Genomic DNA, 13,250 nt, shown 5'->3' on the forward strand with positions numbered 1-13,250 from the left:
CTTATTTAAAAAGATGTGTCAAATGGTTTATTAAGAAAAAAGTTACGAAACGAGTTTGTTTCGTAGTTATTTATAAATAATTTTGTATATTTTGCGATAGTTCTTTTTCAATTTCAATAAGTTTTTCTGTCACTTCTTTTATTTTTGATGAAGCATTTTCATATTGATGCAAATATTTATAAAGTGTTTCTATTCCCATAGAACATCCTTCAAAAAGAAGTGAAGCAATTGTTTGATCATCTTCATTCATTTGTATTTTAAAATTCATTTTTAACCATGACATGCTTTTTGCGAGTAATGAAGGTTCTTTTTCTTGAAGATGATGTTCTTTTAATAAATGATCTACTTCATTTTTTAAAATTTGATGTTTATTTTTTGAAGTAATACAGATTTCTTTGAATTTTTGATTTTTTATCACATCGAGTACCTCATCTAAAGAAGAAATTGCCATTTTTAATCCTGAATCACATTCTTTAAGTAATAAAATTGTATCATTATTCATTATATATGTTCCTTTCAAAAATAGGATTCCCCTTTTAACAAAAAAAATTCTAGGTTTTCACCTAGAATTCATTATTATTTTAAAGGTTTCTTCAATAAAGCTAAACCAAACATTCCAACAACTGAACCAACAGCTAAGGCAAATAAGTATCCAAGAGGATTAGAGATAACACCGATTACAAAGATACCACCATGAGGAGCCATTAATGTACAGTTAAAGAACATTGATAAAGCACCAGCAACTGCTGAACCAGCGACACATGCAGGTAAGATATGTAATGGATCAGAGGCTGCAAATGGAATTGCTCCTTCAGTAATAAATGATAATCCCATAATAACATTTGTAAGTGTTGTTTGTTGTTCTTTTTTAGTAAAACGATTTTTAAAGAAGAATGTTGCAAGCGCAATAGCTAGAGGTGGAACCATCCCACCAATCATAACAGCTGCCATGATATCATAGTTTCCTGAAGCAATCGATGCAGTTCCGAAAACATAAGCTGCTTTATTGATTGGACCACCCATATCAATAGCCATCATACCACCAAGTAACATTCCTAAAATAACTTTACTTGAACCACCCATTGAATTTAAAGCATTTGTAAGAGCTGTATTGATAGCAGCAACAGGTGGATTGATAATAAATGTCATAAGTAATGCCATTAATAATAATCCAAAGAATGGATATAAAAGAACTGGTTTTAATCCTTCAAAAGCATCTGGTAAATAATCAAATAATTTACGTAACCCCTTCATTAAATACCCAGCTGCAAAACCAGCAACAAGTGCTCCTAAAAATCCTGAATTTCCTTGGCTAGCTAAGGCTCCACCAACAAATCCAACAGCTAGACCTGGACGATCTGAAATTGACATTGAAATATATCCTGCAAGGATTGGTAACATAAATCCAAAGGCTGTATCTCCTGTTGTTTTAAAGAAAGCAGCTAATGGTGTATTTTTACCAAAGTTACTTGGATCAATTGTATAATCATCAAATAAGAAAGCTAAGGCAATTAAAATACCTCCACCAATAACAAATGGTAACATATGACTGACACCATTCATTAAATGTTTATAGATTTGACGACCAACACTTTCATCACTTTCACTTTCAACTGTTGTTGATGCATGATCTGTATGATAGATTGGAGCGTTTCCACTTAAAGCTTCATTAATTAACTCTTCTGCTTTATTGATCCCATCTGCCACTTTGACTTGAATGACAGGTTTTCCATCAAAACGAGCCATTTCAACATTTTTATCAGCAGCTACAATAATCGCTTCACATTCTTCAATTTCTTTAGCAGTTGGAGCATTTTTAGTTCCGCCACTACCATCAGTTTCGACTTTGATTGTAATTCCCATTTGTTTTGCTTTTTCTTCTAAAGCTTCAGCTGCCATATACGTATGCGCAATACCTGTAGGACAAGCAGTTACTGCAAGCAAACGATAAGTTCCTGTAAATTCTTTTTGCGCTTCTTCTTTTTCTTCTTCTTTAGCTTTTTGTACATCTTCTTTTTGATTGATCAAATCCATAAATTCTTCTACACTTTGTGCATTAATTAAAGAATCTTTAAAGTCTGTATCCATCAACATTTGTGACAACATTGCAAGAATTTGTAGATGTTCGTTTCCACCTGTTTTAGGAACTGCAATCATAAAGAAAAGTTTTGCTGGTTGATTATCTAAAGATTGATAATCGACACCGTCTTTAACAACCATGGCTGCAAGTCCTGGGGCATTTACAGCTTCACTTTGAGCATGAGGAATCGCAATTCCTTCCCCAATTCCTGTTGTACTTAATTCTTCACGGGCATAAATTCCTTGTTTATAAACATCTTGATCATTTAAGTTTCCTTGTTTTGCCATTAATGAAACTAATGTATCAATGGCTTCATCTTTATTTGAACATGTAGCATTTACATCAATTGAAACATCTTTTAATAAATCTAAGATTTTCATTTATAGTTCCTCCACTTGTAATTGTTTATAGACTTCTTGAATCATGGAAGCTTCGGCAAGATCTTCACTAAATGCTGTTGCTCCGCCACAAGCACTTCCTAATTTTAAAGCTTCATCATATTTTTTATCTTTTAAATATCCAGCAATGAATCCAGCAACCATACTATCTCCACTACCAACACTATTTAATAATTTTCCTTTAGCACCAGCACAATAATAAACATGACCATCTTCACTGACTAAAATAGCACCATCTTTTCCAAGAGAAACAAGCACATTGATTGCTCCTTGTTCTTGAAGTTTTCGAGCATAGTGAATAAGATCTTCTTTATTTTCAATTCTGACATTGAATAATTCTTCTAATTCACGATGATTTGGTTTAATTAAGAAAGGATGATAAGGTAATACTTTCTTTAATAAATCATTCGTTGCGTCAACAATGATTTTAATTCCTTGTTGATCGAGTTTTTTCATAATTTGTTCATAAATATCATTAGGTAATGATGATGGAATACTTCCAGCAAGAACTAAAATATCATTTTCTTGTAATTGATTTAATTTATCAAATAATTCATCTAGTTTTTCTTGAGGAATATCTGGACCACTTCCATTAATTTCAGTTTCTTTAGCACCTTTCATCTTCACATTAATTCTTGAAAGACCATTTTCTAACTGACATAAATCACATTTAAATCCTCTTTCTTTTAATTCTTTAACAATTTCTTCACCTGTAAATCCTGCAACAAACCCTAAAGCTGTTGTTTCAAGATTCAAACGACTTAAAATTGTTGAAACATTGAATCCTTTTCCTCCAGGATAAATTTCTTCTTGTTTTGAACGGTTTGTTTCCCCTTCTTCAAAACAATCAACATGCATAATATAATCCAAAGATGGATTAAAAGTAATTGTATAAATCATTAATCTCTAACCTCCACAACTGTCGCTTGTTCTTTAATTTCTTTTTCACAATGATCTGTAATAATCACCGCATCATTTATTTGACCAAAGGTCACATGATATACCTTATTAAATTTACTATGATCCGATAAAACATAACTCATTTGACAACGTTCCATAGCCAATTCCTTAATAGCAGCTTCTTCACTATCTGGTGTCGTAAAACCATTCATTAAATCAATGCCATTTGTTCCAAAGAAACCTTTAGAAAAATGATAACGACTTAATGACTTCATCGTATTAGCCCCCACACATGCCCCTGTAATATTTCTCACTTCTCCACCAAGACATACTACATGAAATCCTTTAAGGGTCAATTGTTGAGCTTGCATTAAACCATTAGTAATATAGTGTGCTTCTTTTTGATCTAAATATTCTATCAACTCTAAAGTTGATGAACCTGCATCTAAATAAACTACATCATTGGCTTCAATCATTCCTGCTGCATACTTTGCAATTTTTTTCTTTTCATCAGCATTTAATAATTGTCTTTTCCCTAATGGATCTTCAATCGTTTGTGTTACCTTAGGAATAAGGGTTGCACCCCCATGAACTCTTTTTAAGAATCCTTGATGATCAAGTTCTACTAAATCTCTTCGTATACTTGATTCACTCGCTCCTGTAAGTTCAACAAGGGAAGCTACAGTCACATTTCCTTTTTTATCTAATTCATTTAAAATAATTTGATGGCGCTGATTATCCATACTGATCACCTCTTACGTGTTCATTATATGACCGTTCATTCATTATGTCAATCGCATTTTGAATGTTTGGTCATATGTTTTGACTGAATGATAATTTAATTTACATTTTCTTAAACAATCTTTTACTCTATTTTGATTTTTGATTATTCTGATCTCCTCTATAATTTCGATAGAAAAAGGAGAAAATTTATGAACAAAAAAAACAAATTAATTGCATTATCTGTATTATCAGCGATGTCATTGACATCCGTTTCACCATTAGCTATTAACAGTTTTTCAAATGTTATAGCACTTCAAGGTGATCAAACAGTCAACAAAGGAACTGTTGTCATGAATCAAGACACAACAATTAAATATTTAGATACAAACACTGATCCAGCCGATGGTACACAAGCCAAAGATAAATGGGGACAATATACGGGATGGACACGTACTTATAAAGATGGCGATAACGCTTCTTTAAATGGTCAATACAATGACAATGAATGGAAAGAACAAACAGGAGAATTTTCTACAGAAAAAGGAACATTAAATAAAACATCTCGTGCTTATTTCTTTAGAGGTTATTTTAATGTTGATCAAGCAAGTGCTGTCAATGGTATTCATTTAAGTTTTAATTATAAAGATGCTGTGATTGTTTATATCAACGGTCAACAATTAACTGCCTTAAATGTACCTGATGAAGGTTACCGCAGCCAAGATGGTGGAAATGGTAATCATAAAGATAACATGGGATATGGAAGTAAAGAAACTTCTTCAAGTGTAAAAACTGCAGATCTCTATTTTAGAGATATTAAAGATATGCTTACAAATGGTAAAAATGTTATTGCCTTTGAAATTCATAAAAGTAATGAAACCAGTGAAGGATATTTTAAACTTAATGAATTAGGAATCAATCCTGATGAAAGCTTATTACCTGAAAGAGAAAGTCTAAAAGCTATTTCTTTATCTGTAGGAAGTACACCAACTGAACTTAATTTAAACTGGTTTTCAACAGATAGTACAAATGGACAAATTCAATTTGCTAAAAAAGCAGATATGACTGGAAATGAATTTCCTAAAGCTAAAGCGAAAACAGTAAACTCTAAAATTGAAAAAGCACAAGCTGATGGATATTACGCTAATAAAGCAACAATGAGTGATTTAGAAGAAAATACTGCTTATGTTTATCGTGTTGGAAATAATGGTCATTGGTCAGATACTTATACAACAACAACGAAATCTAAAGGTGATTTTAGTTTCTTATTTGCGGGAGATCCACAATTAGGTTCTTCTGGTGATTTAGCCTCTGATAAAGATGGATGGAAAAACACTTTAGATTTAGTCAATACAAATCCATTATTTAAAGATGTACACTTTATTCAAAATGCTGGTGACCACGTAGAAGCTGGTAAAAATGAATCTCAATATGATGCTTATCTATCTAACTATCAAGGAAGTGTGGTTTACTCTACACCATTTGCAAATGCTGTAGGAAACCATGATTATGCAGGTACTGCTTATAATGATCACTTTAACTTACCAAATGTCAGCAACTTAGGAAGCAGTGGTCAAGGAAATGCCCAAGGGGATTACTATTATATTTATAACAATGCATTAATGCTTGTTTTAAACTCAAATAACAGAAGTACTGCTGAACATGAAGAATTCATTAAAAATACTCTTGCTAAAACAAAAGATAATCAAGATATCAAATGGAAAATCGTTGTCTTCCATCACTCAATTTATTCATCAGCATCTCATGCAAGTGATAATGATATTTTAGCAAGAAGAGATACTCTTGCTCCTATGTTTAGTCAAAATGGTATTGACTTAGTTTTAATGGGACATGACCACGTTTATACACGTAGTATGTTAATGGATGGTACAACTGCTTTAAAAGATGAATCATTTGATCAAAATGGTAATCCAATTCATGAAGTCACTGATCCTAAAGGTCTTACTTATATTACTGCTAACTCAGCAAGTGGTAGTAAGTATTATGAATTTACTTCTAATTTAAGTGGTGATTATATTGCTGTTAAAAATCAAGAACATACACCAAATATTACAAAATTAGATGTTAAAGATAATCAATTAAAGATTGTAACTTATCGTACTTCTGATTTATCTGTTGTTGATGATTTTACAATCAATAAAACATCAACTGAAACTGTTGATAAAACAGAATTAGGAAAATTAATTAATGAATGTAGTCAAATCGATGATTCAACTTATACAAAAGAATCATTTACTAAATTACAAGATGCTTTAGTAGCTGCTAAAACAGTTCTTAATAAGAATGATGCTACAAATCAAGATGTTGAAACAGCTTATAACACTTTAAAAGAAGTTAAAGATCAATTAGTTAAAAAAGAAACAAATCAATCTGTTTCTTCGACAACTGATAAAAAAGATAATACTTCATCTACAAATAAAAAAGATAACTCAACATCTTCTAAAGTAAAAACTGGTGATGATACTCCACTTCTTGCTTTAGAAATCGCCTCAACAATGTCCATTATTGCTGGAGCTATCATTGTTATTAAAACAAAGAAAAAAGAAAACTAATTATTTAAAATAATATATATTAAAACAGGACCTGTTTATCATAAACAGGTTCTTTCATAAGGAGATATCATGTTAAAAAAAATTCATAAATGTGATCTTATCCTTCTCATCATTACTTTTATTTTTACACTTGGTGTCTATTTTTTTCATAGTCAGGTTTATAGTCCTGTTGCAATTCAAAATTCGTCATCTTTAAGTTATAGTAAAGCTAAAGTACTGCGTGTAATTGATGATCAATCAAAAAAAGATGAAACAACAAATAGATATTATGGTGTACAAAGTTTATATGTTGAGATACTGGATGGATCTTATAAAAATAAAAAAGTTTATATCGATAATTATCTTTCAACAACACATAATGTACGTCTTAAAAATGGAGAAACATTTATTGCTTGTATTGATAATCCCGAATCTGATAATACTTTAATTACAGCTTATAATTATTATCGTACTCCATATATTTATGGTTTTGTAGGTTTACTTTTAATCATTATTTTAATGATTGGCAAATCAAAAGGAATGCGAACGATTATCAGTTTAGCCTTTACTCTCTATGCCATTGTAGGTTTATTGCTGCCAATGATTTTTAGTGGCTTTTCACCAATTATTTCAACTATCTTTATTGTTATTTTAACAACCGGATATTCATTATTCATGCTTAATGGAGCTTCTATAAAAACTTGGGTAGCTGTAATCGCCACATCGCTAGGTGTTATTATTAGTGGACTTTCTTTTTTAGTATTAAGTCAGCTTATTCATATTTCAGGATTTAATACTGATCAAGCTGAAGCCTTGATTATTATTTCTCAACAAACAGGACTAAAAATTAATGAAGTTTTATTTTCTGGAATCTTAATTTCTGGATTAGGAGCAGTCATGGATGTAGGTATGTCAATCGCTTCTTCTTTATATGAAGTTAAGGCACTTAATCCACAAATTACTAAATCACAATTATTTAAATCTGGTATTAATATTGGAAAAGATATGATTGGAACGATGTGTAATACATTGATTCTAGCTTTTACTGGAAGTTCAATGACAATTTTACTTGCATTTTTTGCTTATCAAATTCAATATCCTCAATTAATGAATTCTGATTTTATTGCAATTGAAATAGCTCAAGGAATTACAGGAACATTAGGTATTATTTTAACCGTTCCGATTGGTGCACTTCTTTGTAGTTTACTTTATCATAAACATTTAAAAGCCTCTTAAACGAGGCTTTTAAATGTAATAATCGATAGCAGTAACAGTTTTCATCTCTGGACCTTCTTTTAATAATCTTTGATGTTCTTTAGAAGTTGGATAAGCTTTCAAATCAGCTTCATCTTTAAATTCAATAATTTGAATAATATCCCCAAAATGAGGGCCTATCGCTGGTTGTTTACTGATATTGCACCCAACTTCACTGTTTACAATAAGTGAACAATCATTTCCTACTTCTTCTAATAAAGTAATAAAATGATCTATTTCCATTTTATCTTTTAAAGTAAATACTGACACATGTTTAATCATCTTTTTTCCTCCTATGCAATATGCATTCCACCATCTATAAATATTTTTTGTCCTGTTGTATGACTTGCTTCTTCACTACTTAACCATAAGACAGCGTTCACGACTTCTTGAGTCGTCGCTAGTTTTTTCATAGGAATCACATGTTCTTTCAACATTGCTTCTTCATGAGGATTAGTTGAAAGTGAATTTTTGGTAAGTTCTGTTCCCATGGTTGGACCTGGACAAATGGCATTGACACGAATACCAAATGCCGCATTTTCTAAAGCTGCCATTTCTGTTAAAGCAATAACTGCTGCTTTAGCTGGACCATAAGCAGCAAATCCAGGTGCCATTTTATACCCTCCAATAGAAGCCGTATTAACAATTGTACCAAATCCTTGTTTTTGCATTTGTAATAATTCGTATTTTAAACAAAGAAAAACACCTTTCATATCCACATCAACTACTAAATCCCATGTTTTTTCAGAAATTTCTGTTAATGATTCATAAGGCATACGTACACCATCTGGTCCAATACCCGCATTATTAAATGCACAATCAAGACGTCCATATTTTAAAACAACTTCTTCAATAGCTTTTTTTACATCTTCTTCTTTAGAAACATCACAATGAATATAAGATGCATCATTTCCTATTTCTTTAATAGCTTCCTTACATACTTCTTCTTTATCTACAGTAAAAGCAACAACATGGGCTCCTTTTCTTGAAAACTCAATAGCTGCTTGCTTTCCAATACCACTTGTTCCTCCGGTAATTACAACCACTTTATCTTTAAAATTCATTTTTCTTTCCTCCTTTAAAAGCAAAATATTGACTTAAAATAACAATATTAATATTAAACATTAAAAAAATCAAAACAAACAATGCACCTCTATTTGTCCCATCATATAAGTTTGTTCCTTGTTGTACAAACGCTAAAATAGTTGCTGTAATGGATGTTCCTATTCCCCCTGAAAGTTGCATCAATGTTTGTAACGTAGCATTCCCATCTGCCTGTAGATTTTTTGGTAAATGAGACATCGCAGATGTCATGGTATTACCAACAATTAAACCAATGCCTAAACTATAAATAAAATAGAATAAGATACATGATTGGTATGTAAGATTTTCAAAAAAGAATAAGAAACAAAATGTGGCAATAAAGCTACAGCATAACCCTAGAACAATTGGCTTTTTAGCACCAAGTCGATCAAGTATCAATCCACCTATTGGCGCAAACACAGCACCAACAATGGCTCCTGGAAGTAAAACGACCCCTGCATCTGTTGCTGGTTGTTTTAAAACAATTTGAACAAATGTCGGTAACAATAAACCATATCCAAGTGTTGTCATTTGTAGAAACATAATAGCTAAAGTATGAAACGTAAAACCTTTATGATTAAATATTTCTATACGAATTAAGGAATTTTTAATATGCAGTTGTCTTTTAGTAAAATAATATAAACTGATTATTCCAATAATAAAGCAACCCAAAACAAATACTAAATCATCAACTATCTGATTTAAATTAGAAAACCCCATAATTAAAGAAACAAAAGCTAACGCTACCGCTATAAAACTTAAAAGATCAAATTTTTCATGTTTATTAATTATTTGTTCACTCATACAAAAATAACCTATAAAACTTGCCAGAACAATAACTGGTAAAACGCAAATAAAAATATAGCGCCAAGTAAAATATTGTGTCATAATTCCCCCAAAAGTTGGTCCAATAGCGGGTGCTGCAGCTGTCACAAAAGAACCACATCCCATCATTAAACCAAGAAGTCTTTCCGGTGATTCTTCTAAAATGATGTTATACATCATAGGAAGTGCAATTCCTACCCCCGCTCCTTGTATAAATCTTCCTATAAGCAATAAAGTAAACTGTTGTGCAAAGACATCAACAATCAATCCTATTGAAAATAAGAACCCTGCTATCAAAAATAATTTTTTTGTCTGAAATCTTCTTTTTAAATAAGATGAAATAGGAATCATAATACCCATCATCAATAAATTTCCTGTTGTCATCCATTGAACAAGTGATGTTGAAATATGAAACTCATTCATCAATGTAGGAAAAGTAATATTTGTCGCTGTTTCAATCAAAACACCACAAAAAGAAAACAAACCTGCGGCTAAAATAGCGAATAATTGTTTAATAGTTAATTTTTCTTCCATAAGCCCTCCTTATGGATTACTTTACTTTAAAATAAATAAATTTCTTTTCTTTTTTATATTTCATAAACTTTCTTGACAAGATGAAAAAAATGTGCCTTAAGCACATTCTAACTCAAATTAACGTGATACCAACATATCTATTAAATAACGAAAAAGAAGTCTTCTTTCTTTCATTTCTAAATGATCGATAGATACAAGCAAAGTCCCTTCAAAAGATTTCAACATTGTTTGATCAATCAATTGGGTTGAAAGCAAAAGTTTATTTCCTTGATTTCTTAAAAGCTTTCGTAAACAACGTGAAGATTGTTTACTTAAAGCATCTTCTTCTACACCAATAACAATCAATAAATCATCCTCTTTTAACCGATCAATAGCTACCTCATTTTCATCTAAAACAAGAATATTTTTTTGAAAAAGATCTCCTTCGTATTGAACATATTGACAAAGTAAATGTGAATAAGCAACTCCATAAAGATAAATATGCTTAGCTTCTTTTATTTTTCTTACAAAGTAATCGATTTGACTTTGTTCAATCTTCATTAAATTCTTTTCAATCCAAGATAATGAATCATGAAGGTGCTTCTTTGTAAGAAAATAGTTGGTATTTGTTACTTGTTTTCTAATTTCTAATTCTAATAAACAATCATCTTTAAAGGCAATATAATTATCATAACCTAATTTTTTGATAAATTTAGAGATCTTTGCTTTTGAAACATAGCTTTTTCTTGCAAGTTCTTCAATGGACATAAAAGCAACTTCTTTTAAATTCATTTTAATATAGTTACAGATCGTATAATCGATATCACCTTGTTGACTGTTATTTAAAATTGTATTGATTTTATTTGTTATCATAATATCACCAGATAAAGTATAACATAAAAACCGCCTAAGCGGTTTTTTGTATGAGTTATAGAGAGTTTTTATATTTGAAGGAAAACTGATCAACAATTTTATTTATGTTTTTCTTACCACTGTAAATAGCCTTTCCAACAAGGATAATCGCTAATATAGATATTATTATTAATATGATTGCAAAGATTTTTACAAATAGGATATTTGAAAAATAATACATCAATAAGACTCCCAGAGAGGAAAGGAAGAACAAATTGCGTAACCATTTTATAAGATTATGAATCATTTTCTTTTGATAGTTAATTTCATCTATATATCCTTGTTTTTCTTGACTATTCATCTTTTTTCTCCTTTTAATAAGATAATCCTGGATTGAAGAATCCAACAAATACACCAATAAAGGCAACAACAACTAATAATAACATTACTTTAATTGGTGACATTTTCTTTTTAGATAATAAATACCAACATCCAACAACAAAGACAGCTGTTAATAATCCTGGATAAACACCATCTAATGTTTTTTGTAAATCTAAGAAAGGTTTTTTAGCTCCAGCTGCTGTCATCGTAAATGAAGTTGTTACGGAAATCCATGTTGCTGATACAGCACCGATAACAATACCACCTAACATTGTGACTGATTCTCTTAAAGCTTCCCCTTGAGGACCAACTAAGAAATCAACCGCTTTTCCACCTAATTCATATCCTTTGAAATATAAGAATTTCATTCCAAAGTAAGCAAATAAGTTCCATACAATGATGTACATGATAGCTCCAAGAGGAGAACCTCCTGTAGACATACCTAAAGCAATACCAAGTAAAATAGGAATAACTGTTCCGACAACTAGGGAATCCCCAATACCGGCGATTGGTCCCATCAAACCAGCTCTTAAACCGTTGATTGTTTCATCATCAACATCTTCTGTTCCGTTGGCACGTGCTTCTTCTAACCCAGCTGTCATCCCAACAATAACAGTACCAAGTTGAGGTTCTGTATTAAAGAAAGCAGTATATGTTTTCATTGATCTTGCTTGATCTTCTTTTTTATCATAAAGTTCTTCTACTACTGGTAACATAGAGCATAGATAACCAAAAGTTTGCATATGTTCTTGAGAGAAGCATGTTAAGTTTCCATAATACCAATTGTGGAAGGATTTAGTTAATGTTTTTTTAGATAGTTTCTTTTCCATCTTAAATATCCTCCTCATCTTCATCATCAAAGTCTCCTGCAGGTGCAGCTACTCTTTGATTTTGTAACATTTTTAATTTGTAGTTAATTAAAGCAAACATACCAGCGATCACTGTTGCTGCAACTAAATTGATTCCCATTGAAGCAGCAAGAGTAAATCCAAAGAAAAATGGAATGAAATCAACTGCTTTTGTAATAATTTGTTTTAATAAAATTGCAATTCCGACACATGGTAATAATGATCCAACTGTAAATAAAGTTTTCATAGCTAAACCATCCATCGGTAATGTTGTTTTAATAAGTTCAACAACATCTGCCCCTAATTTACACATAATTAAGGCTGGAATAAATGAACATAAAATATGTGAAATCCAAGGTAATACCATATCTACAATATATAACTTGTGATAATTCCCTTTTTCAACAGCTTTCCATCCAACATGTTGCCATGCTAAGTTGATTGTTGCTGTTCCATAGAATAATACTGTACCTAAAGTACCAACCATTGTTCCAAATGAAGTTGCAAGAGCTGCTCCTTCTTTTGTGGCAGCAGATAAACCATAACTATTTAACGCTACCATAGCAAGTGGAATCCCAATGTAACTTACAGCACGAACATCTGCTGAAACGGTTCCACCTGGAGTAACTAATGCAATGTAGACAACTTGCATTGCTGCCCCTACTAAAATACCTGTTTTGATATCTCCTAAGATAATCCCACAAACAAGTCCCCCAATTAAAGGACGACCTAATGTGTAGTTACCAAAGGAAGTACCACCTAATCCTGGCATACTTGATAAACAAGCAAATAAACCAAGTAATGCCGCTTGTAACCAACTAATTGTCATAATTTTTCTTCCCCT

The 13,250-nt window shown here is 31.3% G+C and carries 13 protein-coding genes; 2 read left to right on the plus strand and 11 right to left on the minus strand.

Annotation, left to right across the window (positions count from 1 at the left end; translation table 11 throughout):
* Window positions 1–70 precede the first annotated feature (70 nt).
* From OCV55_RS08255 to OCV55_RS08270, 4 genes are read right to left on the minus strand one after another with little or no spacing between them, the layout of a single operon-like run.
* Window positions 71–520: a hypothetical protein gene (locus OCV55_RS08255; RefSeq protein WP_119363849.1), complete on the minus strand. Its 450-nt coding sequence runs from the start codon at window positions 518–520 to the stop codon at window positions 71–73.
* Between the two features lie 56 nt (window positions 521–576).
* Window positions 577–2,460: a PTS fructose transporter subunit IIABC gene (locus OCV55_RS08260; RefSeq protein WP_147580327.1), complete on the minus strand. Its 1,884-nt coding sequence runs from the start codon at window positions 2,458–2,460 to the stop codon at window positions 577–579.
* Window positions 2,461–3,378, minus strand: coding sequence for a 1-phosphofructokinase (pfkB, locus tag OCV55_RS08265; protein WP_147580328.1), 918 nt, complete (start codon window positions 3,376–3,378; stop codon window positions 2,461–2,463). It abuts the gene before it with no gap.
* Complete coding sequence (locus OCV55_RS08270) at window positions 3,378–4,121, minus strand: DeoR/GlpR family DNA-binding transcription regulator (protein WP_118632794.1); 744 nt, start codon at window positions 4,119–4,121, stop codon at window positions 3,378–3,380. The genes pfkB and OCV55_RS08270 overlap by 1 nt, the downstream gene beginning before the upstream one ends.
* A gap of 189 nt (window positions 4,122–4,310) precedes the next feature.
* Between OCV55_RS08270 and OCV55_RS08275 the strand changes: the two genes are divergently transcribed.
* The gene (locus OCV55_RS08275) at window positions 4,311–6,671 is read left to right on the plus strand and encodes a purple acid phosphatase family protein (protein WP_147580329.1); all 2,361 of its coding nucleotides are present in this window, start codon (window positions 4,311–4,313) and stop codon (window positions 6,669–6,671) included.
* Between the two features lie 69 nt (window positions 6,672–6,740).
* The gene (locus OCV55_RS08280; protein ID WP_147580330.1) at window positions 6,741–7,886 is read left to right on the plus strand and encodes a YibE/F family protein; all 1,146 of its coding nucleotides are present in this window, start codon (window positions 6,741–6,743) and stop codon (window positions 7,884–7,886) included.
* Window positions 7,887–7,895: 9 nt separating this feature from the next.
* Here the strand turns inward: OCV55_RS08280 and OCV55_RS08285 are convergent, their stop codons facing one another.
* From OCV55_RS08285 to OCV55_RS08315, 7 genes are all read right to left on the minus strand, one after another.
* On the minus strand, window positions 7,896–8,186 hold the full coding sequence (locus tag OCV55_RS08285; protein WP_139939877.1) for a Dabb family protein: 291 nt from the start codon (window positions 8,184–8,186) through the stop codon (window positions 7,896–7,898).
* Between the two features lie 11 nt (window positions 8,187–8,197).
* Window positions 8,198–8,968, minus strand: coding sequence for an SDR family NAD(P)-dependent oxidoreductase (locus OCV55_RS08290; RefSeq protein ID WP_147580331.1), 771 nt, complete (start codon window positions 8,966–8,968; stop codon window positions 8,198–8,200).
* Complete coding sequence (locus tag OCV55_RS08295) at window positions 8,958–10,346, minus strand: DHA2 family efflux MFS transporter permease subunit (RefSeq protein WP_147580332.1); 1,389 nt, start codon at window positions 10,344–10,346, stop codon at window positions 8,958–8,960. Before OCV55_RS08295 ends, OCV55_RS08290 begins: the two co-directional genes overlap by 11 nt.
* A gap of 117 nt (window positions 10,347–10,463) precedes the next feature.
* A complete protein-coding gene (locus tag OCV55_RS08300) occupies window positions 10,464–11,198 on the minus strand; it encodes a MurR/RpiR family transcriptional regulator (protein ID WP_147580333.1) in 735 nt (244 codons plus the stop codon).
* Between the two features lie 55 nt (window positions 11,199–11,253).
* Window positions 11,254–11,538: a hypothetical protein gene (locus OCV55_RS08305; RefSeq protein ID WP_032090712.1), complete on the minus strand. Its 285-nt coding sequence runs from the start codon at window positions 11,536–11,538 to the stop codon at window positions 11,254–11,256.
* A gap of 13 nt (window positions 11,539–11,551) precedes the next feature.
* Window positions 11,552–12,388 (minus strand): PTS system mannose/fructose/sorbose family transporter subunit IID, encoded by an 837-nt coding sequence (locus OCV55_RS08310; protein ID WP_022001605.1) that lies wholly within the window; start codon window positions 12,386–12,388, stop codon window positions 11,552–11,554.
* 1 nt (window position 12,389) lies between these two features.
* Window positions 12,390–13,235 (minus strand): PTS mannose/fructose/sorbose/N-acetylgalactosamine transporter subunit IIC, encoded by an 846-nt coding sequence (locus OCV55_RS08315; protein WP_147580334.1) that lies wholly within the window; start codon window positions 13,233–13,235, stop codon window positions 12,390–12,392.
* Window positions 13,236–13,250 lie beyond the last annotated feature (15 nt).

This window comes from [Clostridium] ammoniilyticum (assembly GCF_025566905.1).
GTDB lineage: Bacteria > Bacillota_I > Bacilli_A > Erysipelotrichales > Coprobacillaceae > Faecalibacillus > Faecalibacillus intestinalis.

Bases quoted from the DNA above. Each gene is read 5' to 3' on its own strand.
- OCV55_RS08300 (WP_147580333.1), bottom strand. From the start codon at position 11,198: ATGATAACAAATAAAATCAATACAATTTTAAATAACAGTCAACAAGGT.
- OCV55_RS08280 (WP_147580330.1), top strand. From the start codon at position 6,741: ATGTTAAAAAAAATTCATAAATGTGATCTTATCCTTCTCATCATTACT.
- OCV55_RS08310 (WP_022001605.1), bottom strand. From the start codon at position 12,388: ATGGAAAAGAAACTATCTAAAAAAACATTAACTAAATCCTTCCACAAT.
- OCV55_RS08270 (WP_118632794.1), bottom strand. From the start codon at position 4,121: ATGGATAATCAGCGCCATCAAATTATTTTAAATGAATTAGATAAAAAA.
- OCV55_RS08275 (WP_147580329.1), top strand. From the start codon at position 4,311: ATGAACAAAAAAAACAAATTAATTGCATTATCTGTATTATCAGCGATG.
- OCV55_RS08285 (WP_139939877.1), bottom strand. From the start codon at position 8,186: ATGATTAAACATGTGTCAGTATTTACTTTAAAAGATAAAATGGAAATA.
- OCV55_RS08305 (WP_032090712.1), bottom strand. From the start codon at position 11,538: ATGAATAGTCAAGAAAAACAAGGATATATAGATGAAATTAACTATCAA.
- OCV55_RS08290 (WP_147580331.1), bottom strand. From the start codon at position 8,968: ATGAATTTTAAAGATAAAGTGGTTGTAATTACCGGAGGAACAAGTGGT.
- OCV55_RS08295 (WP_147580332.1), bottom strand. From the start codon at position 10,346: ATGGAAGAAAAATTAACTATTAAACAATTATTCGCTATTTTAGCCGCA.
- pfkB (WP_147580328.1), bottom strand. From the start codon at position 3,378: ATGATTTATACAATTACTTTTAATCCATCTTTGGATTATATTATGCAT.
- OCV55_RS08260 (WP_147580327.1), bottom strand. From the start codon at position 2,460: ATGAAAATCTTAGATTTATTAAAAGATGTTTCAATTGATGTAAATGCT.
- OCV55_RS08315 (WP_147580334.1), bottom strand. From the start codon at position 13,235: ATGACAATTAGTTGGTTACAAGCGGCATTACTTGGTTTATTTGCTTGT.